Here is a 21,624-nt window from a genome sequence, read left to right as displayed (position 1 = left end):
GGCCTACCTGAATAGGGCGGATAACCGCGCTATCTCCCAGGGGAAGTGGCCACATGCTTGAGATCCGCGCGCTGTCCAAGACGTACGCCAATGGTGTCCATGCCCTCGCCGGTGTGACGCTCGATGTGCCCCGCGGCATGTTCGGTCTGCTCGGGCCCAACGGCGCCGGCAAGTCCTCGCTGATGCGCACCTTGTCCACGCTGCAGGAGGCCGACAGCGGCTCGGCGACGCTGTCGATTCCCGGTGAGGCGGCCATCGACGTGCTGCGCGACAAGGATGCGGTACGGCGCCGGCTGGGCTACCTCCCGCAGGACTTCGGCGTGTATCCCAAGGTCAGCGCGCTGGACCTGCTCAACCATTTCGCGGTACTCAAGGGCATCACCCAGAAGGGCCAGCGCCGTGAGGTGGTCGAGGCGCTGCTGCAGCAGGTCAACCTGTGGGATGCGCGCAAGCGCAAGCTCGGCACTTACTCCGGCGGCATGCGCCAGCGCTTCGGCATCGCGCAGGCGCTGCTCGGCGATCCGCGCCTGGTGATCGTCGATGAGCCCACCGCTGGCCTGGACCCGGAAGAGCGCAACCGCTTCCTCAACCTGCTCGCGGCGATCGGCGAGAACGTGGCGGTGATCCTGTCCACGCACATCGTCGAAGATGTCACCGACCTCTGCCCGAACATGGCCATCATGAACAAGGGACAGGTGCTGCTGACCGGCAAACCCAGCGATGCGATCGATGCGCTGCAGCACCAGGTCTGGCGCAAGCAGGTCGACGTTGCCGAACTGCCCACGTATGAGACCAACCATGTGGTGCTGTCCACGCGCCTGGTCGGTGGGCGGCCGGTGATCCACGTACACAGCGCGAACGACCCCGGCGACGGCTTCGCAGCCGTGGCTCCCGATCTGGAAGACGTCTATTTCCAGCGACTGCGCCTGCAGTCGCGGGCCGCCTGACCGGAGCCGGCCCATGATCGCTGCCTTCTTCCGTTTCGAGCTGCGCGAGCAGCTCCGTTCCCCGCTGCTGTGGCTGCTGGCGGGCCTGTTCGCCTTGATGGCCTTCGGTGCCGCGTCGTCCGACGCGATACAGATCGGCGGTGGCACCGGCAACGTGCACAGCAATGCACCGACCGTCATCGCTTCGATGCTGGGCATCTTCACTCTGCTCGGCATGCTGGTCTCCACGCTGTTCGTCAGCAATGCACTGCTGCGCGACTTCGATCTCGGCACCGCCGAATTGATCTTCGCCAGCCCGATCAAACGCCGCGATTACCTGGCCGGACGCATCGGCGCCGCGCTGGTCAGCGGGCTGCTGGTGTACGTGATCATTGCCGCCGGCATGGCGCTGGGGCCGTTCATGCCCTGGGTCGATCCGGCCCGTATGGGCCCGGTCTCGCTGTACAGCTATGTCTGGGCATTCGGCGTCATCGTGATTCCGAACCTGATCTTCACCACGGCCCTGCTGGCCTTGCTGGCGGCCACCACCCGCTCGATCCTGTGGGTCTACATCGGCGTGATCGCCTACTTCGTGCTGTACGGCGTCAGCGCGGCCCTGCTCCGCGACATCGACAACACCTGGATTGCGGTGCTGAGCGAGCCGCTCGGCCTGCGCGCGTTGTCGCGGACCATCCGTTACTGGTCGGTGGCCGAACGCAACTCCGGCTTGCCTGCCGTCGCCGGTCAGCTGCTGGCCAACCGTGCGCTATGGCTGGGTGTGGCGGCAGTGCTGTTCGCTGCGACGTTTGCCTTGTTCCGCACCGAGCGCAGCGGCAGTGCCGGTCGTCGCTGGGGCCGTAAAGCCGCCGCGGCAACGAGCCCCCCGTCGCTGCGCCCGGCCCAGGTCACGGTGCCACGCGTGGTGCCCGGCAGCGGTGTCGGCACCGCCTGGCGCCAGTTCCTGCATCAGGTTCGCTTTGATACGGCTGGCGTGGTGCGCAGCGTGCCCTTCCTGGTACTGCTGGTGCTGGGGCTGTGCAACTTCCTGCCCGGCGCCCTGTTCCGCCAGACGATGTATGGCACGCCGATCTGGCCGGTCACCTCGGAAATGCTGACCGCGCTGCAAGGCACCTACAGCTGGCTGCTGATCATCATCGTGCTGTTCTTCGCCGGCGAGCTGGTCTGGAAGGAACGCACCGCCCGCATCAGTGACGTCACCGATGCGATGCCGGTGCCCAACTGGGTGCCGTTGCTGGCCAAGTTCGCCACGCTGGTGGCGGTGATCGCCTGCTTCCAGGCCATCGGCGCGCTGGCCGCGATCGGCGTGCAGCTGGCCAAGGGCTACACCCACATCGAGCCGCTGGTGTATCTCAAGATGCTCGCGCTGGATTCGGTGGTCTATCTGCTGATGGGTGGGCTGGCGCTGGTGCTGCAGGTGCTGACCAACAACAAGTTCGTCGGCTACGCACTGCTGATCGTGGTGATGATCGGGCAGGCGGTGCTGGGCATGCTCGACTACACGCAGAACCTGTACAACTTCGGCAGCTGGCCGATCGCGCCGTACTCGGACATGAACGGCTACGGTCACTTCCTGCCGGGGCAACTGGCGTTCCAAGGGTATTGGGCGCTGTTCCTGCTGGCCCTGTTGTGCGTCGCCTCGGCCTTCTGGGTACGCGGCGTCGGCAATGGTGTGCGGCAGCGGCTGGTGCTGGCCGGGCGCCGCCTGCGCGGCCCGACTGGACTCGGTGCAGTGGTGGCCACGTTGGCCTTCATCGGGGTGGGTGGCTGGCTGTACTGGAGCACCAACATCCGCAACGAGTTCCGCTCGCCCGATCAGCAGCTGGACCTGCAGGCCCGCTACGAACGCGATCTGTCGCGCTACCGTGATCTGCCGCAGCCACGCATCGTGGCGGTGGACAACCGGATCGACCTGTCGCCGGAAACCCAGTCGATGGTCGTCGATGCTTACTGGACGGTGCGCAATACCCATGCCGCGCCCATCGATCAGATCCATGTGTCGATGGACGATGACAGGCAGTTGACCCTGGTCGACCTGGGGGGCGAAACGTTGTCCATGCACGACGCTGATCTGGGCTATCGCATCTACCGGCTGGCCAAGCCGCTGCAGCCCGGTGAGGAACGCCGTATCCACTTCCGCATCAACCAGCATCCGGACGGCATCACCGCGCATCAGGCACCGACCAACCTGGTCGACAACGGCACCTTCTTCAACAGCAGCGATCTGCCGTCGTTCGGCTACAACCAGCGCGTACAGATCACCGACCGCAACGAGCGTCGCAAGCGCGGCCTTGGCGAGCCGACCCGCATGCCCAAGTTGGAGGACCAGGCCGCACGCGCCAACAACTACGTCAGCGACGATGCCGACTGGCTGGACTTCCGCAGCACCATCTGCACCGCGCCGGACCAGGTTGCGCTGGCACCGGGATACCTGGTGCGGGAGACGACCGTGAACGGCCGCCGCTGCTTCAGCTATGCCATGGACCGGCCGATGCTGAACTTCTACGCCTACCTGTCTGCCCGCTGGGAAGTGAAGCGCGCGGCCTACAAGGGCATTCCGGTCGAGATCTACTACGACCCCCAGCACGGCTACAACGTGGACCGCATGATCGATGCGGTGCAGAAGTCGCTGGCGTATTACGAAGCCAACTTCACGCCCTACCAGCACCGTCAGGTGCGCATCATCGAATTCCCGGGCTACCAGAGCTTCGCGCAGTCCTTCGCCAACACGATCCCCTACTCCGAATCGATTGGTTTCATCGCCGACCTGCGCGATCCGGACAAGGTGGACTACGTGTTCTATGTCACCGCACATGAGATCGCACACCAGTGGTGGGCGCACCAGGTGATCGGTGCCAACGTACAGGGCGCCACGATGCTGTCCGAGTCGCTGTCGCAGTACTCGGCGCTGATGGTGATGGAGAAGGAGTACGGCCGACAGCACATGCGCCAGTTCCTCAAGAACGAGCTGGACGGGTACCTGTCCGGGCGTGGTGGCGAAGGCGTGGAAGAACTGCCGCTGGCACGGGTGGAGAACCAGCAGTACATCCACTACCGCAAGGGCTCGCTGGCGTTCTACCGGCTGCGTGAGGAGATCGGCGAAGCCGCCCTCAATCGCGCCCTACAGCGCTATCTGCAGGACAAGGCCTTCCAGCAGCCGCCCTACACCACCTCCACCGAACTGCTCGCCTACCTCCGCGCCGAGACCCCGGCCGACCGTCAGCAGCTGGTGACGGACCTGTTCGAGAAGATCAGCTTCTACGACAACCGTGTCCTCACCGCGAGCGTGCAGAAGCGTGCCGATGGAAAGTACGACGTTACCTTGAAGCTGCACGCCGAGAAGCGCTATGCCGACGGTGGCGGCAAGGAGACCGCCGGCAGCATGGACGACTGGATCGACGTCGGTGTATTCGCCAATGCGCCGTCGGGCAAGGAGCGCGATCAGAAGGTGCTGTACCTGCAGCGCCACCACGTCACCGAGGCCAATCCCTCCATCACGGTGACGGTGGAGGGCAAGCCGGATGAGGCGGGCTTTGATCCGTACAACAAACTGATCGATCGGGTGTCGTCGGATAACCGGCGGAAGGTGACGCTGCAGTAAAACGCAGCGTCAGCGCGGGGCGTCAGCGAAGTCCTTGAGGATTTCGCCGACGCCGGACGGCGAGATTTCAAAGCCCAGCGAGGTGCCCGGATTGATCACCACGCCGTAGCCGCCGGGGACGCGCTTGAGCACCTCCAGCATCAGCATGCGGATGGTATGCGGGGCCTGCTGACTGTGGAAACCGACGCGGCTCATATCGGTGAACACGGACACGTGCAGCACGCCCTGCTTGTCGAACAGCAGCGGATCGAAACCGCTGCCATCCGGCGTCACCAGGCTGCCGGTGAGCAACACCACCTCGGAGGCGACGAAGGCCTTCATGAACAGGCCGATCGGCAGCTGACCGTCCATCGCGGTCTTGAGCAGCGTTTCGATCGGGGTCTGGGGGGCAGCGTCGTTCATGGAATGCGGGGGTGTGGGTGGGGGCCGCTAGTGTACCGCCGGGCGTGTCGGGAGCCGGCCAGCGGCCGGCACTACAGGCTGGCCGGATCGCCGATCAGGTAGAGATGGAACCGCGGGTCATCGTCGGCCAGTGCGACGTGGGGCAGACCAAGACGCGGCAGGGTCCGCAGCCAGTGGGCATGCGCAGCCACGTCGCCGCGGAACACTGCGAGCAGCCATTGCCCCTCGCCGGGACGCACCAGTGCGTTGACCACATACGCGGCCAACCCTTGCCGCCGGTACTTGGGCAGCACGAAGAGATCGGCCAGTTCAGGATAGTGGTGGCCGTCCCGTTCCACCCGGTCCACCAGCACGAAGCCGGCGAGTGCTTCGTCGACGAACAACAACCGCGCCCACTGCGGCGCGTTGCGCAGGGAGGCCTCGACATCGCTCCGATCACAGTCGAACAGGCCGTCGGAGCGTACTTCTTCTCCGCTCCAGGCCGACGCCTCGAAGTAGTAGAACTGCATCAGATGGAACAGGCGTTCGGCGTCGTCGGGCGTTGCGGGGCGCAGGGACAGGCGTGACATGGAAAGCGTACTCGGAAGGACCGCAGTGCGCGATCGCGAGCCCGATTGTAGTGCCCGGCCCACCGCGAACGGCAGACCGGGCATTCCCCGGCTACTTCGCCAGGCGTTTCGTGCGGGCCTGCTGGTCCTCCATCGCCGCCTTCAACTGTTGCTGTAGCGCTGTCTGGTCGACCTGCGCATCCAGCACGAACACGCGCACGCCATGCGCAGGCACCTCGGCCTTCAGTGCGCCGGTGACCGTCTGGCTCGCGCCACCCAGCGCGTCGCGCCAGGTCCCGGCCTGCAGATAGCGGCGCACCTCGACGGTGCGGGCGGTGTCGCCCTTGTTGAGCAGGACCAGGGCGGTCTGTGCGGTATCGCCCTGCTGCAGCACGCGGAAGAACACCGCTTCATCGCCCTGCAGCCGCTCGTTGACCTGCAGACCACGCTGCAGTGCAGGTGTGGCCTCACGCAGCTTGGCGATGCGCTGCAGCCGCGCATAGATCGGGCTGTTCGGCGCGTTGTTGACGCGCTGCTGGCCGAAGTAGGCGCGGTTGCCGGCATGCTCGGCACGGCTGCGCATGAAGCCGGTTTCCGAGCCGTAATAGATCACCGGAATGCCGCGCGCGGTGAACAACCAGTTGTGGGCGTCGATGAACCCTGCATCGCTGGCATCCAGCCGGGCCATGTCGTGGTTGTCGTAGAAACTCATCAGCTCATACGGATTGGCGTACGGCCCATCCAGCAGGTGAAGCGGCTCGGCCAGGGTCTCAAAGCCTTTCTGCTCCCTGCCGAACACGGACGACAGGGCGCCGCGCAGCGGGAAGTCGAGCACGCTGACGTTCGCGTTGGCCGGCCAGGTGTGCTCGGCGATCTTGCTGGCGTCGTAGTCGAACGCTTCGCCGAACATGAACATGCCGGGATGCTCGGCCCGGATGCGGTTGACGAAGGCATGCCACCACGGGTGTGGCAGCCAGCCGATGGTGTCGATGCGCAGCGCATCCACGCCCTGCGCGGTCCATTGCAGGTAGGCGCCGACCAGATAGTCCATCACCGCCGGGTTGTGCTCGTTGAAGTCGGACAGCTCGGCCAGGTTGCCGTCGAAGATCGAGCCGTCCTTGCCGTCGACCGGGCCAATGTTGTTGTAGAACGCATGCAGCGGGTTATGGAGCGGGTCCAGCTGCTGCGGCGGGAGGTTCTGATGGTCGGCGATCAAGCGGCCGTCCTTGTCGAAGATCTGCCCGAACTGCGGCTGCGCCACCGGCATCGTCCACGCGGGCGAGCCATGGTTGCCGACGATATCCAGCACTACCTTCAGGTCGGCGGCATGCAGGCCGCGGGTGAACGCGGCAAAGTCCAGGTCCTTGCTCGGCAGATGCTCGTCGAGCGTGTAGAAGTTGACGCCCCAGTAGCCGTGGTAGCCGGTCTTGCCACGGTCGGTCAGCGTGCTGGTGCAGCTGATCGGCTTGCTGCCAGTGAAGGCCTGGTCCGGGTTGTCGATGATCGGGGTGATCCACACTGCGCCGAAGCCCAGGTTGCGGATGTACGCGGCATTGTCGAGCACGCCCTTGAAGTCGCCGCCGAGGTAGCCGATGTTGCCATCGACCTTGTCCGGGCAGGGCACCGGGATATCGAAGGTGGGATGTGCCCCGCCCTGGTCGCGGTGGTCGTTGGACGGATCGCCATTGACGAAGCGGTCGGTGACCACGAAGTAGACCGCCTGGCTGGCGAACGGCTCGCGCGTACCGACATAGTCCGGGCGTTCGACGGCCAGGGCGGGGCTGGCGGACAGCGCGAATGACAGGGCCAGCGACAACGACGAATACCGGGGCATCAGACAACCTCCTGTTGGGATGGCACATACAGCACGCACAGGCCGGCCAGCAGCAGGCTGCCACCCCCGAGTGCGAGCACGTGCATCGGATCGCCGCCCAGCCAGGTGCGCAGCAGGAAGCCAAGCGCACTGGCCGCGACCAGCTGCGGGATCACGATGAAGAAATTGAACAGGCCCATGTAGATGCCCATCTTGGCCGCCGGCACGCTGTCGGACAGCAGTGCATACGGCAACGAGAGGATCGACGCCCAGGCGAAACCGACGCCGACCATCGACAGCAGCAGCCAGTGCGGATCACGGATGAACAACATCGAGATCAACCCCAGCCCGCCCAGCCACAGGTTGACCAGGTGGCCCCAGCGCAGGCCAAGTGAGCGCACCATCAGCGGAATCAGCAGCGCGGCCAACGCCGCGAAGCCGTTGTAGGCACCGAACAGTACGCCGACCCAGTTGGCGCCCTCGTTGTAGGCGGCAGAGCCGGTATCGGTGGAACCAAAATGGGTGCCGGCGACGGCGGCGGTCGTGTAGATCCACATCGCGAACAGCGCGAACCACGAGAAGAACTGCACCCAGGCCAGGCGACGCATGGTGCGCGGCATCGCACGCAGGTCGTCGACGATGGTGGCCAGCATGTTCGCCCCCGGCACACAGCGCGCCACACCCAGCAGCACGCCATACGCCATGCACAGGCCAGCCAGCACATACAGCATGCGGTCACCCTGCCGCGCCGCGATGGCGGCGGCCAGCACGATGCCCACCGCCACCCAGCCGCCGATCTGCGCCCACGGCGGCGGTCCTGCCACGCGCGCACTCTGGTGCACCGCGGACGGCTCGGCATCATCGAAGCTGGCCAGCTCGGCCGGCGAGTATTCCCGGGTGCTGACCACGGTCCAGGTGATCGCCGCGAGCAGCACCGCCGCCCCGAAGTAGAACGCGTAGCGCACGGTATCGGGCACCTGCCCTGCGGCCGCCGTGTTGGCCACGCCGAGGTGGGCCAGGATGAAAGGCAGGAAGCTGGCGACGATCGCACCGATGCCGATGAAGAAGCTCTGCATCGCAAAGCCGGTCGGCCGTTGCCGGGGGGCCAGCTGATCCCCGACGAACGCGCGGAACGGCTCCATCGATACGTTGATCGAGGCATCCAGCACCCAGAGCGTGCCGGCCGCAATCCACAGCGTCGGCGAGTTCGGCATCACCAGCAGGGCGAGCGTGGTCAGCACGGCACCGATCATGAAGAACGGGCGGCGGCGGCCCCAGCGCGTCCAGGTGCGGTCGGACAGGTAGCCGATCACCGGCTGCACCAACAGGCCGGTCAATGGCGCGGCGATCCACAGCCCGGGCACCGCATCCATCGGGGCGCCGAGCGTCTCGAAGATGCGGCTGGCATTGGCGTTCTGCAGGGCAAAGCCGAACTGGATGCCGAGGAAGCCGAAACACATGTTCCAGATCTGCCAGAACGACAGCGTCGGTTTGGGCGAACGGCTCATCGGCGCGGCTCCGGCGAGGCTGCGACCGGCATCAGGGTCAGCGCGGACACGCGGGCCTGATTGAGCACGCCCTCACGGCCACCCTTGCCGCCGTTGTACTGCGCGAAGTGGGTCAACGCACTCATGTTGAAGCCCTCGTCCAACGTGACGCGGCAGGCGCGTGCCGGCAGCTCGAATTCAACCGCCGTGGAGTCCTGTTCGCCCACGCTGTGCGGCATCACGATGGGGCGGCGCTGCTCCGGTTGACCCTCGCATTGCAGCACCAGCGTCTTCACCGCTGCAGTCACGCCGGTGTTGATCGGGCCGTTGGGGTTGTCGTAGCGCAGGCGTGCACGCCAGCGGCCGGCGGTCGGTGCGATCCACTGCCAGTGCGTGTCGCCGGCCAGCACCTGCTGCGGGCCGATGCAGGTCATCGGGCTGTGCAGCGATTCCAGCGCGCCCTCCCGGCGGGTCAGGCTCAGGCAGTGACTGGCACCGTCCCGGGCAATCGTGGCGACACCCCGTGTGGGCGCCAGCGTCTGGCCGTCGCGCCACAGCACGTGCCCGGCAGGCACCGTGATCTGCCAGCCCGCCGTCGTTTCGCGCGGCACCGGGGTGGCTGGGGTGGCCGGGGCGAACACCGCCGAGGGACGCAGGATGGCCGGTGATGGTGTCGCGCCCGTCGCATGCAACGGCACCAGCTGCACCGTGGTGGTGCTGCCATCGCGCTGGATATCACCCGCCACCAGCAGCTCGCCGGCAAGCTGCTTCGGTCGCACCAGGACGTAACGCTGTTCGCCATCGTCCAGGCGGATGCGGTCCTGCGCACCAAACAGCGTCGGCACCAGGGACACCGGCAGCTTCGGCGCGATGCGTCCGTCGTCTTCCACGCCGAACACCCCTTCCAGCACCATCGAGAGGTACCCGGCCACCGACCACAGCTGCCGCGGCGAATTGACTACCGGGCCGCTGAGGGCGCCTTCATCGACATGCACGGCCAGCGTGCGCATCTCGTAGTTCTCCATGTTGGAACCGGCCAGCGCGGTGCCGCGCATCAGCGATTCGATCTCCATGGCAATGCGCGGGGCATCGTCCAACCGGCGCGCTGCCCGCAGCGAGTACGCGCTGACGAAGGGCCAGATGCCGCGGTTGTGGTAGATCGGCTGCTGCGCTTCCTGCGGCCAGACGACCGGGCTGCCACCGGCCACGGCCGGGTAATTCGCCAGCGCGCGGCGTGCGCGATCGGCCGGGAACACATCGGCCAGCACGCCCAGCGAGAGCGCGAGCAGGTCGTACTTGGCGTACGGCACCGGGTGCGCCACCTCGCCGATATAGCTCATGTACTGGCCAGCCTCCTCGCGCCAGAAGCGTGCGTCGATCTGGCGGGCCAGCGCATCGGCCCATTCGCCGTACGTGGTGGCGCGCGCGTCGCCGCGCTGGCGTGCCAGCTGCTCGGCCAGTCGCAGCGCCTGGTAATGCAGCACGTTGGTGGAGAGCGCGAAGGACTCGCCGATGAAGCGGACATCCTCGCGGGTCCAGTCCGGATAGGTCTGCTCGCGCCAATCCAGGAACGAAGTCTCGCCGCGATACAGGCCGATCCGCGCCTCGAACACCGCCTCGCGATCCTGTGCCAGGGTGGCCTGCAGTGCCTGCCAGACCTGCTCGGCAAAGGCCGCGTCATCCAGCAGCCCACGTGCGGCCAGGAACCACACCACGCGGTCGCTGCTGATCGGCCAGCTGCCACCGGAGCCGGTGTCCTGCGCCACGAACAGACCGGGCGTATGCCCATCGCGTGCGGTGGACAGCTTGAACCGCAGCGACTGGCGCGTGCGTACGGGATCCAGACGCGACAGCGCCAGATCGGCGGCGAAGCTCACATCGCGGGTCCACACATAGGGCCAGCGCGCGCCGGTCTGGAAGCACTCGCAGTCCACGGGCTTACCGTGATTGAAGGCCGGGTCGCGGATCGCATCCACGCGGTCGGCATCCATCTCCTGCTGGGCCAGCCCGAACAGCGCATCGAACAGCACACTGCCGGTCTCGCCGCGCATCGGCTGCGCGCTGACGCGCACCTCGCCCTGCGGTGCATGCAGACGGTAGCCACCTTCAGCGGCGGTCTCGGCACGCGCATGGCGGCCATCGAAGTCCAGGTCGGCCGCACGTGCGGTGGACCCCATCGCTGCCCCGAGGGCAACGGTCAGGCAGATCATCTTCAGCATCGAAGTGGCGAACCGGCTCGCGCCTGTTGCCTCCCTCCCCTTTGCTCGCGTTGTAGGTCCGCACCGCCTCGCGGCAATGCGCTCGCGGCCCCCTCCCAGGGTGCCTTGGGCCCATGGTAGACGGCACGCCGCAGCCTGCATCGAGCTGCATACGTATTCATGGCCAGGGCGGTCGGCAATCGTGACCGCATCGCTATAGTCCGGGGGTGTTTTCGGCCGCCTTGGGAGGGGAAATGCCGTCACTGTCGCATCCAACAAACGGGCCTTCCGCACGTTGTCGCCGGCCCCTGCTCGGCTGGATCCTCTGCGCATTCAGCGCCACCGTCTCGGCGGAACCGGTCACTGTCGCCAACGTCGAGTCGCCCGGCAAGGTCCTGCGCGTGTCGCTGCAACTGGACGGCGGCAACCCCAGCTATCGGGTTGAACGTTTCGGCGAGGCCGTGGTGGACAGCTCCAAGCTCGGCTTCCAGCTGCGCGATGGCCGCCTGGACCGGGATCTCGCCGTGGTGGGCCAGCAGTCGCGCAGCGTCGATGAAACCTGGGAACAGCCCTGGGGCGAGCGCCGGCTGACCCGCAATCACTTCAACGAAGTCGTCGTGCAGCTGGCCGAACGCAGCGGCGCCAAGCGCCGCATCGATGTGGTGTTCCGGGTCTATGACGACGGCCTCGGCTTTCGCTACCACTTCCCCGAGCAGCCGGGCATGCGCGAGGCGATCATCGACGATGAGCTGACCGAGTTCGCGATCGCGCCGACCTCCACCGCCTGGTGGATTCCGGCCGGTGAGCCGATTCACTACGAATATCTCTACCAGCGCACGCCGCTGGATCAGGTGCCGCTGGCACATACGCCGATGACGCTGCGCAGCCGCGATGGCCTGCATGTCGCCATCCACGAAGCCGCGCTGGTGGACTACGCCGGCATGTGGCTGCGCCGCACCGACGGCCAACGCCTGCGCGCGCAGCTGTCGCCCTCGGCCGAGGGCTGGAAAGTGCGGCGAAACCTGCCCTTCGACACCCCCTGGCGCACGCTGCAGATCAGCGACACCGCCGGCGGGCTGGTCGAATCCAGCCTGATCCTCAACCTCAACGAACCCAATGTGCTGGGCGACGTCAGCTGGGTAAAGCCTTCCAAGTACCTGGGCGTGTGGTGGTCGATGCATCTGGATGAGGAGAGCTGGGCCACCGGCCCGCGGCACGCCGCGACCACCGCCAAGACCCGACGCGTGATCGACTTCGCCGCCCGGCATGGCTTCCGTGGCGTACTGGTGGAAGGCTGGAATCCCGGCTGGAACGGTGAATGGGTCGGCAATGGTTATGCCTTCGATTTCACCCGGCCCACCGCGGACTTCGATATCGAGGCACTGTCGGCTTACGGCGCGAAGAAGGGCGTACACCTGATCGGCCACCATGAAACCGGCTGCGCGATCGAACACTACGAAGATCAGCTGGGCGCGGCGTTGGATCTGTATGCGCGGCTGGGCGTGGATGCATTCAAGAGCGGCTATGTCTGCGATGACGGCCAGGTCGACCGTCGCAACCCGGCCGGTGGGCCGCTGTGGCGCGAGTGGCACGACGGCCAGTTCATGGCCCGCCATCACCTCAAGGTGGTGCAGGAAGCAGCCAAGCGGCATATCGCGGTGAATCCGCACGAGCCGATCAAGGACACCGGCCTGCGCCGCACCTACCCGAACTGGATCACCCGCGAAGGCGCGCGTGGCATGGAGTACAACGCCTGGGGCCAACCGCCGAACCCGCCCGAGCACGAGGTCAACCTGGTGTTCACCCGGATGCTGTCCGGGCCAATGGATTACACCCCCGGCATCCTGAGTCTGAAGGGCCGCGGCGGTCAGGCGATCCCCAGCACGCTGGCCCGGCAGCTCGCGCTGTACGTGACGATCTACAGCCCAATCCAGATGGCGGCCGACCTGCCCGAGCACTACGAGCAGCACCGCGAAGCCTTCCGCTTCATCGAGGACGTCGCGGTGGACTGGGACGACAGCCGCGTGCTCAACGGCGAGGTGGGCGACTACGTCACCATCGTGCGCAGGGACCGCCACAGCCGCGACTGGTTCCTGGGCAGCATCACCGATGAACACGGCCGCGTGCTCCCGGTCTCGCTGGGCTTCCTGGCGCCGGGTGTGCGCTACCGCGCGGAGATCTACCGCGATGGCGACGGCGCGGATTTCCGCCGCAATCCCTTCGCCTTCGTGCGCGAAACGCGCGAGGTCACCAGCGCCGATGCGCTGACGCTGGTGCTTGCACCGGGCGGCGGCCAGGCGATCCGCTTTACCCCGTTGTAAGTCGCTCAGCCAGCGCCGCGTGCGTGGATGCGGCGTGCCGACCAACGGTCGGCACCTACCGGGCGCGTGTACGCCGGTGCGGCTGCAATAACGCACCTGTAATCGCTTCCAACGCTGCAAACGTCATTGAATACGTATGCAGGGTGATTCCTACAGCCGATGCGCTGCCTACCATAGCCACGCAGTCAACGGCCACCGCGCCATGACGCTCCCGGGTCCTCCGGGCAACCAAAAAATCGATTGGCAACATTGCCTGGGAGGGGAAAATGTTGAACCGCAAGCGCAGCGCGCTGAGTCTCGCGCTGGCCGTCGCCCTGACGCCGTTGATGGCGTCGGCGCAGACCGCCGAACCCAGTACCACCACTGCACGGACCGGCACCGCGGCGACCAATCTGGACACGGTCCAGGTCACCGGCATCCGCCGCGGCATCGAGAACGCGATCGCGATCAAGCAGGACGCGACCTCGGTGGTCGAAGCGATTTCGGCCGAGGACATCGGCAAGCTGCCCGACGTGAGCATCGCCGAATCGCTGGGCCGCCTGCCCGGTCTGGCCGCCCAGCGGGTGGCCGGGCGTGCCCAGGTGATCAGCGTGCGCGGCCTGTCGCCCGACTTTGCCACCACCCTGCTCAATGGACGCGAAGTGGTCAGCACCGGTGACAACCGCAGCGTCGAGTTCGATCAGTACCCCTCGGAGCTGGTCAACGGCGTGACCGTGTACAAGACCCCGGACGCCGCCCTGGTCGGCCAGGGCCTGTCGGGCACCATCGACATGCAGACCGTGCGCCCCCTGAGCTTCGCCGAGCGCGTGATCGCGATCAGCGGCCGCTACCAGAAGAGCTCGCTGGGCAAGGCCGCCAATGTCGATCCGTACGGCAACCGCTTCAGCGCCAGCTACATCGACCAGTTCCTCGACAACACCTTGGGCATCTCGATCGGCTACGCGCACAGCGACATGCCCATCCAGGAGAACCAGGTCGGGCTGTACGAACCGTGGACCACCGAGCAGACCGACCAGGGCAACCGCCCCGGCCTGGCCCCGGGCACGGTGTTCTCCGACGGCATCAAGGCGCTGCGCCGCACCGGTAACAACGAGCGCGACGGCGTGATGGCCACCGTCCAGTTCCGCCCGTCGAACGTGTGGACCAGCACCCTGGATGCGTTCCACACCGAAGCCGAGCAGATCGATACCGCCAACCAGTTCGAGGTCAACCTCAGCAACTACAACGGCGGCTATACCCCGGGCCTGCTGATCACCAACCCGCAGATCAACGCCGATGGCACCTTCGCCGGCGGCGTGGCGACCGGCGTGTATCCGCTGGTGCGCGGCATGTACAACAAGCGCAAGGACAAGATCGACGCGTTCGGCTGGAACAACGAGTTCAACTTCGAGCGGGTCAAGGTTGTCGCCGATGTGAACTACTCCAAGGCCACGCGCAACGAACTGAACCTGGAAAACAACCTGCAGCTCACGCCGATGCCGCAGCTGGATTCGGTCGGGGTGGTGGTCAAGCCGGACGGGTTCTCGCAGATCAGCCCGGGGCTGGACTATTCCAACCCGGACGCGCTGTTCCTGACCAACACCATCTACGGCTCCGGCTACGGCAAGGTGCCGATGGTCGAAGACCGCCTGAAGGGCGCCCGCCTGCAGGCCACCTTTGCGATGCCCGATTCGCTGCCGTGGTTCTCCGATGTGGACGTGGGCGTGAACTACGCCGACCGCCGCAAGGACAAGACCCAGGCCGAGGGCAACATCCTGCTCGGCGACCAGGGCGATGCCAACATCGCCGGTGACCTGCAGTACGCACCGGTCAACCTGGGCTTCGCCGGCATCGGCTACATCCCCGCCTGGAACGTCCCGGCCGCGGTGGACCGCTACATGGTCTTCAACCCGGTCACCAACCTGGACTACCTGATTCCCAAGGCCTGGACGGTGCAGGAAAAGACCAGCACCGCCTGGATCCGCGCCAACATCAACACCGACCTGGGCGAGGTGGGCCTGCGCGGCAACATCGGCGTGCAGATGGTGCGCACCGACCAGAGCTCGCAGTCCAACTACTTCGACCGCTCGCGTCCGGACGGCCAGAACATCCTGCCGATCGATGACGGCAAGACCTACACCGATTGGCTGCCGAGCTTGAACCTGGCCTTCATGTTCCCGCACCAGCAGACGCTGCGTTTCGCCGTGGCCAAGCAGGTGGCACGCCCGCGCGTGGACCAGATGCGCGCCGGCCTGGAGTTCGGCGTGGACACCGCCACCGGCAAGCCCGGCGGCAGCGGCGGCAACCCGCTGCTGGATCCGTGGCGCGCCAATGCGATCGATCTGTCCTACGAAAAGTACTTCGGTGAAAAGGCGTATGTGGCGGCTGCGGTGTTCTTCAAGGACCTGAAGTCCTACGTCTACACGCAGTCGCGCGATGACTACGACTTCAGCGATCTGCTGGCCAGCTACGTACCACCGCCGGGCATGATCGTGCCGGTGCTGCCGACCGGCACCTTCTCGGCCCCGCAGAACGGCCAGGGTGGCAAGCTCAAGGGCCTGGAGCTGACCGCCTCGTTCCCGCTGGAGATGCTGACCGAGACCTTGCGTGGCTTCGGCGTGCAGGCCAGTGCGACGTTCAACGACAGCGACATCAAGATCCTGGATCCGGAAAGCGCGTCCAGCGTGGGCAGCGATCCGATCAGCCTGCCCGGCCTGTCCGAGCGCGTGTACAACTTCACGGCGTACTACGAGCGCAGTGGGTTCGAGGCCCGCGTGAGCCAACGCCGCCGTTCGGATTTCATCGGTGAGATCGGCAACTTCAACGGCAACCGGACGCTGCGGTATGTGGTCGGTGAGAACGTGACGGATGCGCAGGTCAGCTACACCTTCGCGGACAGCAGCAGTCTGCATGGGCTGACGCTGTTGCTGCAGGGAAGCAATCTGACCAACGAGCCGTATCGCACCTACGCTGGCACGAAGGATCGACCGCTGGAGTACGTGGAGTGGGGCCGCACGTACATGCTGGGTGTGAACTACAAGTTCTGATGTTGCTCTTGTCAGCGACTTAGTGGCGACATCGAAAACCCGCTGCTTGTGCAGCGGGTTTTTTGTTGGCTTTTCTCTGACTCTGAAGAGCGTCAGCGCCGGATGTCCGTGGCCTGGTCGGGGGTGTGTGGGTTCGCGGGACGCGCCGTAAACCCATCCTTGGGGGCTCGTGAGCCGCATCCATGCGGCACAACGGTCCCGCCAACCCACACACCCCCGCCCTTCGACAGTGGGTTGGTGGCCATGGCAGTGCAGTGCAGTGCAATGCATTGCGACGCAGCGCAAAGAAGGATCGAACCAGGTGTCTGCGGTTCGGACCAGCTCGAGCAGTTCGGCCGCCTCGACACTTTTGACCGTGCCGACCACGTCGAACGCCCCGATTGCCCTGACCGCCCGGACTGTTCCGCTCCCACCGACCAGACCGATCAACCCGATCATCTCGACCGCGCTGGCCGATCCGACCATTGCGCATGCTTCAGCTGCTAGCGTCGCTTTTCCCTTGCGCACCAGCCCATTGTCAAAGGGCGGGCACGGGTGGGTTGGCGGGACCATGAGCGCCATGGATGGCGCGACATGAGCCTACACGGACGTACTTGCGGCGGGTCCCGCCAACCCCCCCCTGCCCGCCCAAACCAGCCCCAGCCCCCCCCCACCCCCCCTTGGCCGTGCGGGGGCCCACCGCACGAACGCAAGACAAAAAAAGGGCGAGGCACCCGGCCCCGCCCTCTCAATACCACCGGAAACCCACTCAGCTGCGTCGCGCGCAAAACATCGACTGCGCCGGCAACACCAACTCACCACCGACCACCTCGCCGACATCCGGACCCGGAACATGCATCGCCTGCCAGTCACCCACCGGCAGCGCAACCCGAGCCGTCCCGGCCGACAGATTGAACGCCAACAGCAACGTCTCCTCCCCGTGCACCCGCTCGAACATCAACACCGGCTCGGCGCACTCGAGGAAACGAATATCCCCCACCAACAGCGTCGGCATCGTCCGCCGCCATGCCAGGAACTGACGGAACGCGTTCAACACCGAATGCGGATCCTGTTCCTGCGTCGCCACCGACGCGGCCTGATGCTCCGCCGGAATCGGCAGCCACGGCTCGCCCGTCGTGAAGCCCGCCTTCGGCGCATCCAGCCACGGCATCGGCGTACGGCAACCGTCGCGGCCCTTGAAGTTCGGCCAGAACGTAATGCCGTACGGGTCCTGCAGCGCCTCGAACGGCACGTCCGCCTCGCCCAACCCCAGTTCCTCGCCCTGGTACAGGCAGATCGAACCGCGCAGCGAGCACAGCATGGCCACCAGCATCCGCGCCAGGCGCGGTTGGGCCGGATGGCCACCCCAGCGCGTCACCGCACGCTCCACATCGTGGTTGGAGATCGCCCAGCACGGCCAGCCTTCGGTCATGGTGGCTTCCAGCCGTGACACGGTGTCGCGGATGTAACCGGCGCTGAAATCCTTCACCAGCAGCTCGAAGCTGTAGCCCATGTGCAGGCGGCCCGGGGCGGTGTACTCGGCCGTGGTCGCCAGCGAATCTTCCGCGGAGATCTCGCCCAGGCTGACCGAGCCCGGGTACGCGTCCAGCAGCACGCGCAGCCGCTCGATGAAGCCGATGTTCTCCGGCTGGGTGTTGTTGTAGTAGTGGTACTGATAGGCGTACGGATTGTCCGCGCTGAAGCCACGGCCGAGGCGCTTTTCCAGCGGCTTGGCCGGGTTGTCACGCAGTTGTGCGTCGTGGAAACAGAAGTTGATCGAATCCAGGCGGAAGCCATCCACGCCACGGTCGAGCCAGAACCGCACGTAATCCAACGTGGCCTGCTGCACCGCCGGATTGTGGAAGTTCAGGTCGGGCTGGTCGGCCAGGAAGTTGTGCAGGAAATACTGCTCGCGGCGCGGCTCCCACTGCCAGGCCACGCCGCCGAAGATCGACATCCAGTTGTTGGGCGGGGTGCCGTCCTCGCGTGGATCGGCCCACACGTACCAGTCCGCCTTGGGATTGGTGCGGTCCTGCCGGCTCTCCTGGAACCAGGCATGGTCGATCGAGGTATGGCTGAACACCTGGTCGATCATCACCTTCAGGCCCAGCGCGTGCGCTTTGGCGAGCAACTGGTCAAAATCGGCGAGCGTGCCGAACAACGGATCGACGTCGCGGTGGTCGGCGATGTCATAGCCGAAGTCGGCCATCGGCGATTTGAAGAACGGCGACACCCAGATCGCGTCGACGCCGAGCGCGGCGACATAGTCCAGCCGCTCGATGATGCCGGGCAGGTCGCCCACGCCATCGCCGTTGGCGTCCAGGAAACTGCGCGGGTAGATCTGATAGATGACGGCACCGCGCCACCATGGAGACTGCGACATTGGGGCCCCCCTTCGGGCTTCCACGGCACCCGCGAGGGGGCCAGAAACGAACCCGACAAGCTTAGCTGGGCGCCTCCAGCGGTGGGGTTGCATGCATACGTATTCACGCCGGATGGCGGCGCCTCCCCCAAGCCGGACACCCCATCGTGCCGGGCAATACCCGCCACGCGCCCGGGCGCGAGGGTCGAGGTCGCCGTGATCATCTCCCCTGTCCCCATGCCTGTCGCCCCCTTGCCCACGCGACAGCGGCGTCTTCGCGGGCGGAATACGACGGCACCGCCTATAATTCCGCCCAAGCCTGAAAGTCAGACCGCATGACCATCACCGAAGACACCCGCCCCGCGCTGGGCCTGCCCCAGATCCAGACGCTCGCCGCGCCCGACATGGACGCCGTCGATGCGCTGATTCGTCGCCGACTGTCCTCGGATGTCGTGCTGATCAACCAGATCGCCGACCACATCATCTCGGCCGGCGGCAAGCGCCTGCGCCCGATGCTGGTGATGCTGGCTGGCCACGCGGTCGGCCAAGCCGGCCCGGAACACCACCAGCTGGCGGCCATCATCGAGTTCATCCACACCTCGACCCTGCTGCATGACGACGTGGTGGACGAATCCAGCCTGCGGCGTGGCCGCAGCACCGCCAATGCGCTGTGGGGCAATGCCCCGAGCGTGCTGGTAGGCGATTTCCTGTACTCGCGCAGCTTCCAGCTGATGGTCGAACTGGACCGCATGCCGGTCATGCGCATCCTGGCCGACACCACCAACCGGATCGCCGAGGGTGAGGTACTGCAGCTGCTGCATGTCCACAACCCGGATACGGACGAAGCCGCTTACCTGCGCGTGATCGAGCGCAAGACCGCGGTGCTGTTCGCTGCCGGCACCCGTCTGGGCGCGCTGGCCAGCGGCGTGGACGAAGCCACCCAGCAGGCGCTGTACGACTACGGCATGAACCTGGGCTACGCCTTCCAGATCGCCGATGACGTGCTGGACTACTCGGCCAATGCCGATGAGCTGGGTAAGAACCTGGGCGACGATCTTGCCGAGGGCAAGGCCACCCTGCCGCTGATCCACGCGATGGCGCATTCCGATGCGACCACCCGTGACCGCCTGCGCGAGATCGTGCAGAACGGTGACGCCGAGGCGATGACGGAGGTGCTGGCGGCCATCCATGCCACCGGCGGGCTGGAGTACAGCCGCGCCCGTGCCGAGGAATACGCCGATGCCGCCGAGCGTGCGCTCGACGGCCTGGCCGACAACGATGCCGTGGCCGCGCTTCGCGGGCTGGCCCGTTACGCGGTGCAGCGCTCGCATTGATCGGAAAGCGTGCCGACCAACGGTCGGCACCTACCGGCGTGTCGTCTCGAACCGCTCCTCGAAGAACTCATCCAGCGCCTTCCACGCGCGCTTGGCCGCGCGCTCGTTGTACTGGCACCCCGGCGGACTGTTCGCATCCGACTCGGCAAAGCAGTGCACCGCCCCGCTGTAGTTGGTGAACGCCCAGTCGACCTGGGCGGCGTTCATTTCCTGCTCGAAGCTGGCGATGTCGTCCTTGCTCACGCTCTTGTCGTCGGCGCCATTGAGCACCAGCACGGAGGGATGGGTGCCACCGGCCTTGGCCGGCAGCGGCGAGCCCAGCCCACCGTGCAGGCTGACCACACCGGCCAGCGGTGCGCCAGCGCGCGCCATCTCCAGCACCGTGGTGCCGCCGAAGCAGAACCCGACCGCGCCGATCCGGCTGGCATCCAGCGGTGCCTTGCCGGCCTGCGCCTTCAACACCTCGATCGCCTTGAGCGCACGCGCCCGCAGCACCGGACGGTCATTGCGCAGCTTGGTCGCCACCGGACCGGCCTCGGCATCGGTCTTCGGACGCACACCCTTGCCGTACACATCGGCCACCAGCACCACATAGTCATCGCCGGCCAGCTGCTTGGCCTTGGCGATGGCCGAATCGTTGACCCCCTTCCAGTTGGGCACCATCACCAGGCCAGGGCGTTTGTCGTTGTCGCTGTCGTCGTAGACCAGCACTCCGCTGAAGGTGGTGCCGTCCTGTGTCCACTCCACCGGCTTGGCCTGCATCGCCGCCAGCGCGGGCAGCGCCGTCATGCCCAACAGCACCGCCGCACCCCACCGCCATTGCCTGTTCATGCGTCTGCTCCCGACAGAAAGAGCCCCGAGTGTATGACGGCCGGTTGACGAGACCGTGTAGAAGCGCCGGCGCGACGTGCAACCCCGTGAATTAACTACCTCCGTCCCTGTTATGGCAGGCTGGCCGCCCCCTTTGCATGGAACCCCGCATGAGCCTTGTCGATCGTTTCCTTTCCGGCCTGGTGCCGCGCCTGCCCCACGACGATGCGCGGATGTGGGCCTGGGTCGAGGGCGCCAGCACGGCCGATCTGCAGCGCCTGCGCGAGCGCTGGCCGCAGGTGCCCGAGAGCCTGGTGGCGCTGCTGGGGCGGGTCGATGGCACGCATTTCCGCACCTACCCGGGTGGCGAGGCGGTGGTGCTGATGCTGGGCTCGGATGTCGAGGAGGGGCATTACCCCTACTACCTGCGTTCGGTGGACCAGATATTCGAGGACAGCGCGCAGTGGGATGACAGCATCCGCTCGATCTACGAGGAATGGCTGGAGGAAGACCCCGAGATCCTCGGCGAGGGCATCGATGCGGATCTGCCGATGGGCAAGCGCCTGTGCTTCTCGCACTGCATGAACAACGGCGGCACGTCGATGCTGTACCTGGATTTCGACCCCGCGCCGGGCGGCACGGTCGGCCAGGTGGTGCGCTACCTGCACGACCCGGACAGCTATGCCGTGATCGCACCGGGTTTCGATGCGTACCTGCAGCAGCTCATCGACGGGGATTACGCGTTCATCGATGAGGAAGAAGCCTGATTGCAGGATCCCACGCAGCCGACCAACGGTCG

13 protein-coding genes are annotated in these 21,624 nt (G+C 66.2%); 6 read left to right on the top strand and 7 right to left on the bottom strand.

Annotated elements, in window-relative coordinates; all coding sequences use genetic code 11:
• Positions 1–53: 53 nt before the first annotated feature.
• On the top strand, positions 54–947 hold the full coding sequence (locus ABE546_RS12450; RefSeq protein WP_313217527.1) for an ABC transporter ATP-binding protein: 894 nt from the start codon (positions 54–56) through the stop codon (positions 945–947).
• 13 nt (positions 948–960) lie between these two features.
• Positions 961–4,545 carry a M1 family aminopeptidase gene (locus tag ABE546_RS12445; RefSeq protein ID WP_346463899.1) on the top strand — a complete coding sequence of 1,195 codons (3,585 nt, stop codon included), beginning with the start codon at positions 961–963 and terminating at the stop codon, positions 4,543–4,545.
• Between the two features lie 9 nt (positions 4,546–4,554).
• On the opposite strand, the gene ABE546_RS12440 is transcribed toward ABE546_RS12445, so the two are convergent.
• The 5 genes from ABE546_RS12440 to ABE546_RS12420 form a co-directional block, all read right to left on the bottom strand.
• Positions 4,555–4,947: an SseB family protein gene (locus tag ABE546_RS12440; RefSeq protein WP_346463897.1), complete on the bottom strand. Its 393-nt coding sequence runs from the start codon at positions 4,945–4,947 to the stop codon at positions 4,555–4,557.
• A 71-nt stretch (positions 4,948–5,018) separates the two neighbouring features.
• Positions 5,019–5,516, bottom strand: coding sequence for a GNAT family N-acetyltransferase (locus ABE546_RS12435; RefSeq protein WP_346463896.1), 498 nt, complete (start codon positions 5,514–5,516; stop codon positions 5,019–5,021).
• Positions 5,517–5,607: 91 nt separating this feature from the next.
• Positions 5,608–7,329, bottom strand: a complete 1,722-nt coding sequence (locus ABE546_RS12430) for an alpha-amylase family glycosyl hydrolase (RefSeq protein ID WP_346463894.1) — start codon at positions 7,327–7,329, stop codon at positions 5,608–5,610.
• A complete protein-coding gene (locus ABE546_RS12425; protein WP_346463893.1) occupies positions 7,329–8,816 on the bottom strand; it encodes an MFS transporter in 1,488 nt (495 codons plus the stop codon). Before ABE546_RS12425 ends, ABE546_RS12430 begins: the two co-directional genes overlap by 1 nt.
• Positions 8,813–11,014, bottom strand: coding sequence for a Six-hairpin glycosidase-like protein (locus ABE546_RS12420; protein WP_346463891.1), 2,202 nt, complete (start codon positions 11,012–11,014; stop codon positions 8,813–8,815). The genes ABE546_RS12425 and ABE546_RS12420 overlap by 4 nt, the downstream gene beginning before the upstream one ends.
• A 287-nt stretch (positions 11,015–11,301) precedes the next feature.
• Here ABE546_RS12420 and ABE546_RS12415 point away from each other — a divergent pair, with 287 nt between their 5' ends.
• Entirely contained in the window at positions 11,302–13,314 is a 2,013-nt protein-coding gene (locus ABE546_RS12415) for a glycoside hydrolase family 97 protein (RefSeq protein ID WP_346463953.1), read from the top strand.
• A 266-nt stretch (positions 13,315–13,580) separates the two neighbouring features.
• The gene (locus ABE546_RS12410; protein WP_313217511.1) at positions 13,581–16,340 is read left to right on the top strand and encodes a TonB-dependent receptor; all 2,760 of its coding nucleotides are present in this window, start codon (positions 13,581–13,583) and stop codon (positions 16,338–16,340) included.
• Between the two features lie 748 nt (positions 16,341–17,088).
• Here ABE546_RS12410 and ABE546_RS12405 read toward each other — a convergent pair.
• Positions 17,089–18,702, bottom strand: a complete 1,614-nt coding sequence (locus ABE546_RS12405) for an alpha-glucosidase (protein WP_346463889.1) — start codon at positions 18,700–18,702, stop codon at positions 17,089–17,091.
• 314 nt (positions 18,703–19,016) lie between these two features.
• On the opposite strand from ABE546_RS12405, the gene ABE546_RS12400 reads away from it, so the two are divergent.
• Positions 19,017–20,015, top strand: coding sequence for a polyprenyl synthetase family protein (locus tag ABE546_RS12400; protein ID WP_346463887.1), 999 nt, complete (start codon positions 19,017–19,019; stop codon positions 20,013–20,015).
• A 30-nt stretch (positions 20,016–20,045) separates the two neighbouring features.
• On the opposite strand, the gene ABE546_RS12395 is transcribed toward ABE546_RS12400, so the two are convergent.
• The gene (locus tag ABE546_RS12395) at positions 20,046–20,846 is read right to left on the bottom strand and encodes a dienelactone hydrolase family protein (protein ID WP_346463885.1); all 801 of its coding nucleotides are present in this window, start codon (positions 20,844–20,846) and stop codon (positions 20,046–20,048) included.
• Between the two features lie 149 nt (positions 20,847–20,995).
• On the opposite strand from ABE546_RS12395, the gene ABE546_RS12390 reads away from it, so the two are divergent.
• The gene (locus tag ABE546_RS12390) at positions 20,996–21,592 is read left to right on the top strand and encodes an SMI1/KNR4 family protein (RefSeq protein WP_313212424.1); all 597 of its coding nucleotides are present in this window, start codon (positions 20,996–20,998) and stop codon (positions 21,590–21,592) included.
• Positions 21,593–21,624 lie beyond the last annotated feature (32 nt).

It is taken from the genome of Stenotrophomonas sp. TWI377, from assembly GCF_039674525.1.
Taxonomy (GTDB): Bacteria; Pseudomonadota; Gammaproteobacteria; order Xanthomonadales; family Xanthomonadaceae; genus Stenotrophomonas.
The sequence above is the reverse complement of the archived record's forward strand: the minus strand, read 5'-3'. Positions and strand labels throughout refer to the sequence as shown.

Coding starts and splice junctions, on each gene's coding strand:
- ABE546_RS12450 (WP_313217527.1), top strand. CDS start 54: ATGCTTGAGATCCGCGCGCTGTCCAAGACGTACGCCAATGGTGTCCAT.
- ABE546_RS12445 (WP_346463899.1), top strand. CDS start 961: ATGATCGCTGCCTTCTTCCGTTTCGAGCTGCGCGAGCAGCTCCGTTCC.
- ABE546_RS12440 (WP_346463897.1), bottom strand. CDS start 4,947: ATGAACGACGCTGCCCCCCAGACCCCGATCGAAACGCTGCTCAAGACC.
- ABE546_RS12435 (WP_346463896.1), bottom strand. CDS start 5,516: ATGTCACGCCTGTCCCTGCGCCCCGCAACGCCCGACGACGCCGAACGC.
- ABE546_RS12430 (WP_346463894.1), bottom strand. CDS start 7,329: ATGCCCCGGTATTCGTCGTTGTCGCTGGCCCTGTCATTCGCGCTGTCC.
- ABE546_RS12425 (WP_346463893.1), bottom strand. CDS start 8,816: ATGAGCCGTTCGCCCAAACCGACGCTGTCGTTCTGGCAGATCTGGAAC.
- ABE546_RS12420 (WP_346463891.1), bottom strand. CDS start 11,014: ATGCTGAAGATGATCTGCCTGACCGTTGCCCTCGGGGCAGCGATGGGG.
- ABE546_RS12410 (WP_313217511.1), top strand. CDS start 13,581: ATGTTGAACCGCAAGCGCAGCGCGCTGAGTCTCGCGCTGGCCGTCGCC.
- ABE546_RS12405 (WP_346463889.1), bottom strand. CDS start 18,702: ATGTCGCAGTCTCCATGGTGGCGCGGTGCCGTCATCTATCAGATCTAC.
- ABE546_RS12400 (WP_346463887.1), top strand. CDS start 19,017: ATGACCATCACCGAAGACACCCGCCCCGCGCTGGGCCTGCCCCAGATC.
- ABE546_RS12395 (WP_346463885.1), bottom strand. CDS start 20,846: ATGAACAGGCAATGGCGGTGGGGTGCGGCGGTGCTGTTGGGCATGACG.
- ABE546_RS12390 (WP_313212424.1), top strand. CDS start 20,996: ATGAGCCTTGTCGATCGTTTCCTTTCCGGCCTGGTGCCGCGCCTGCCC.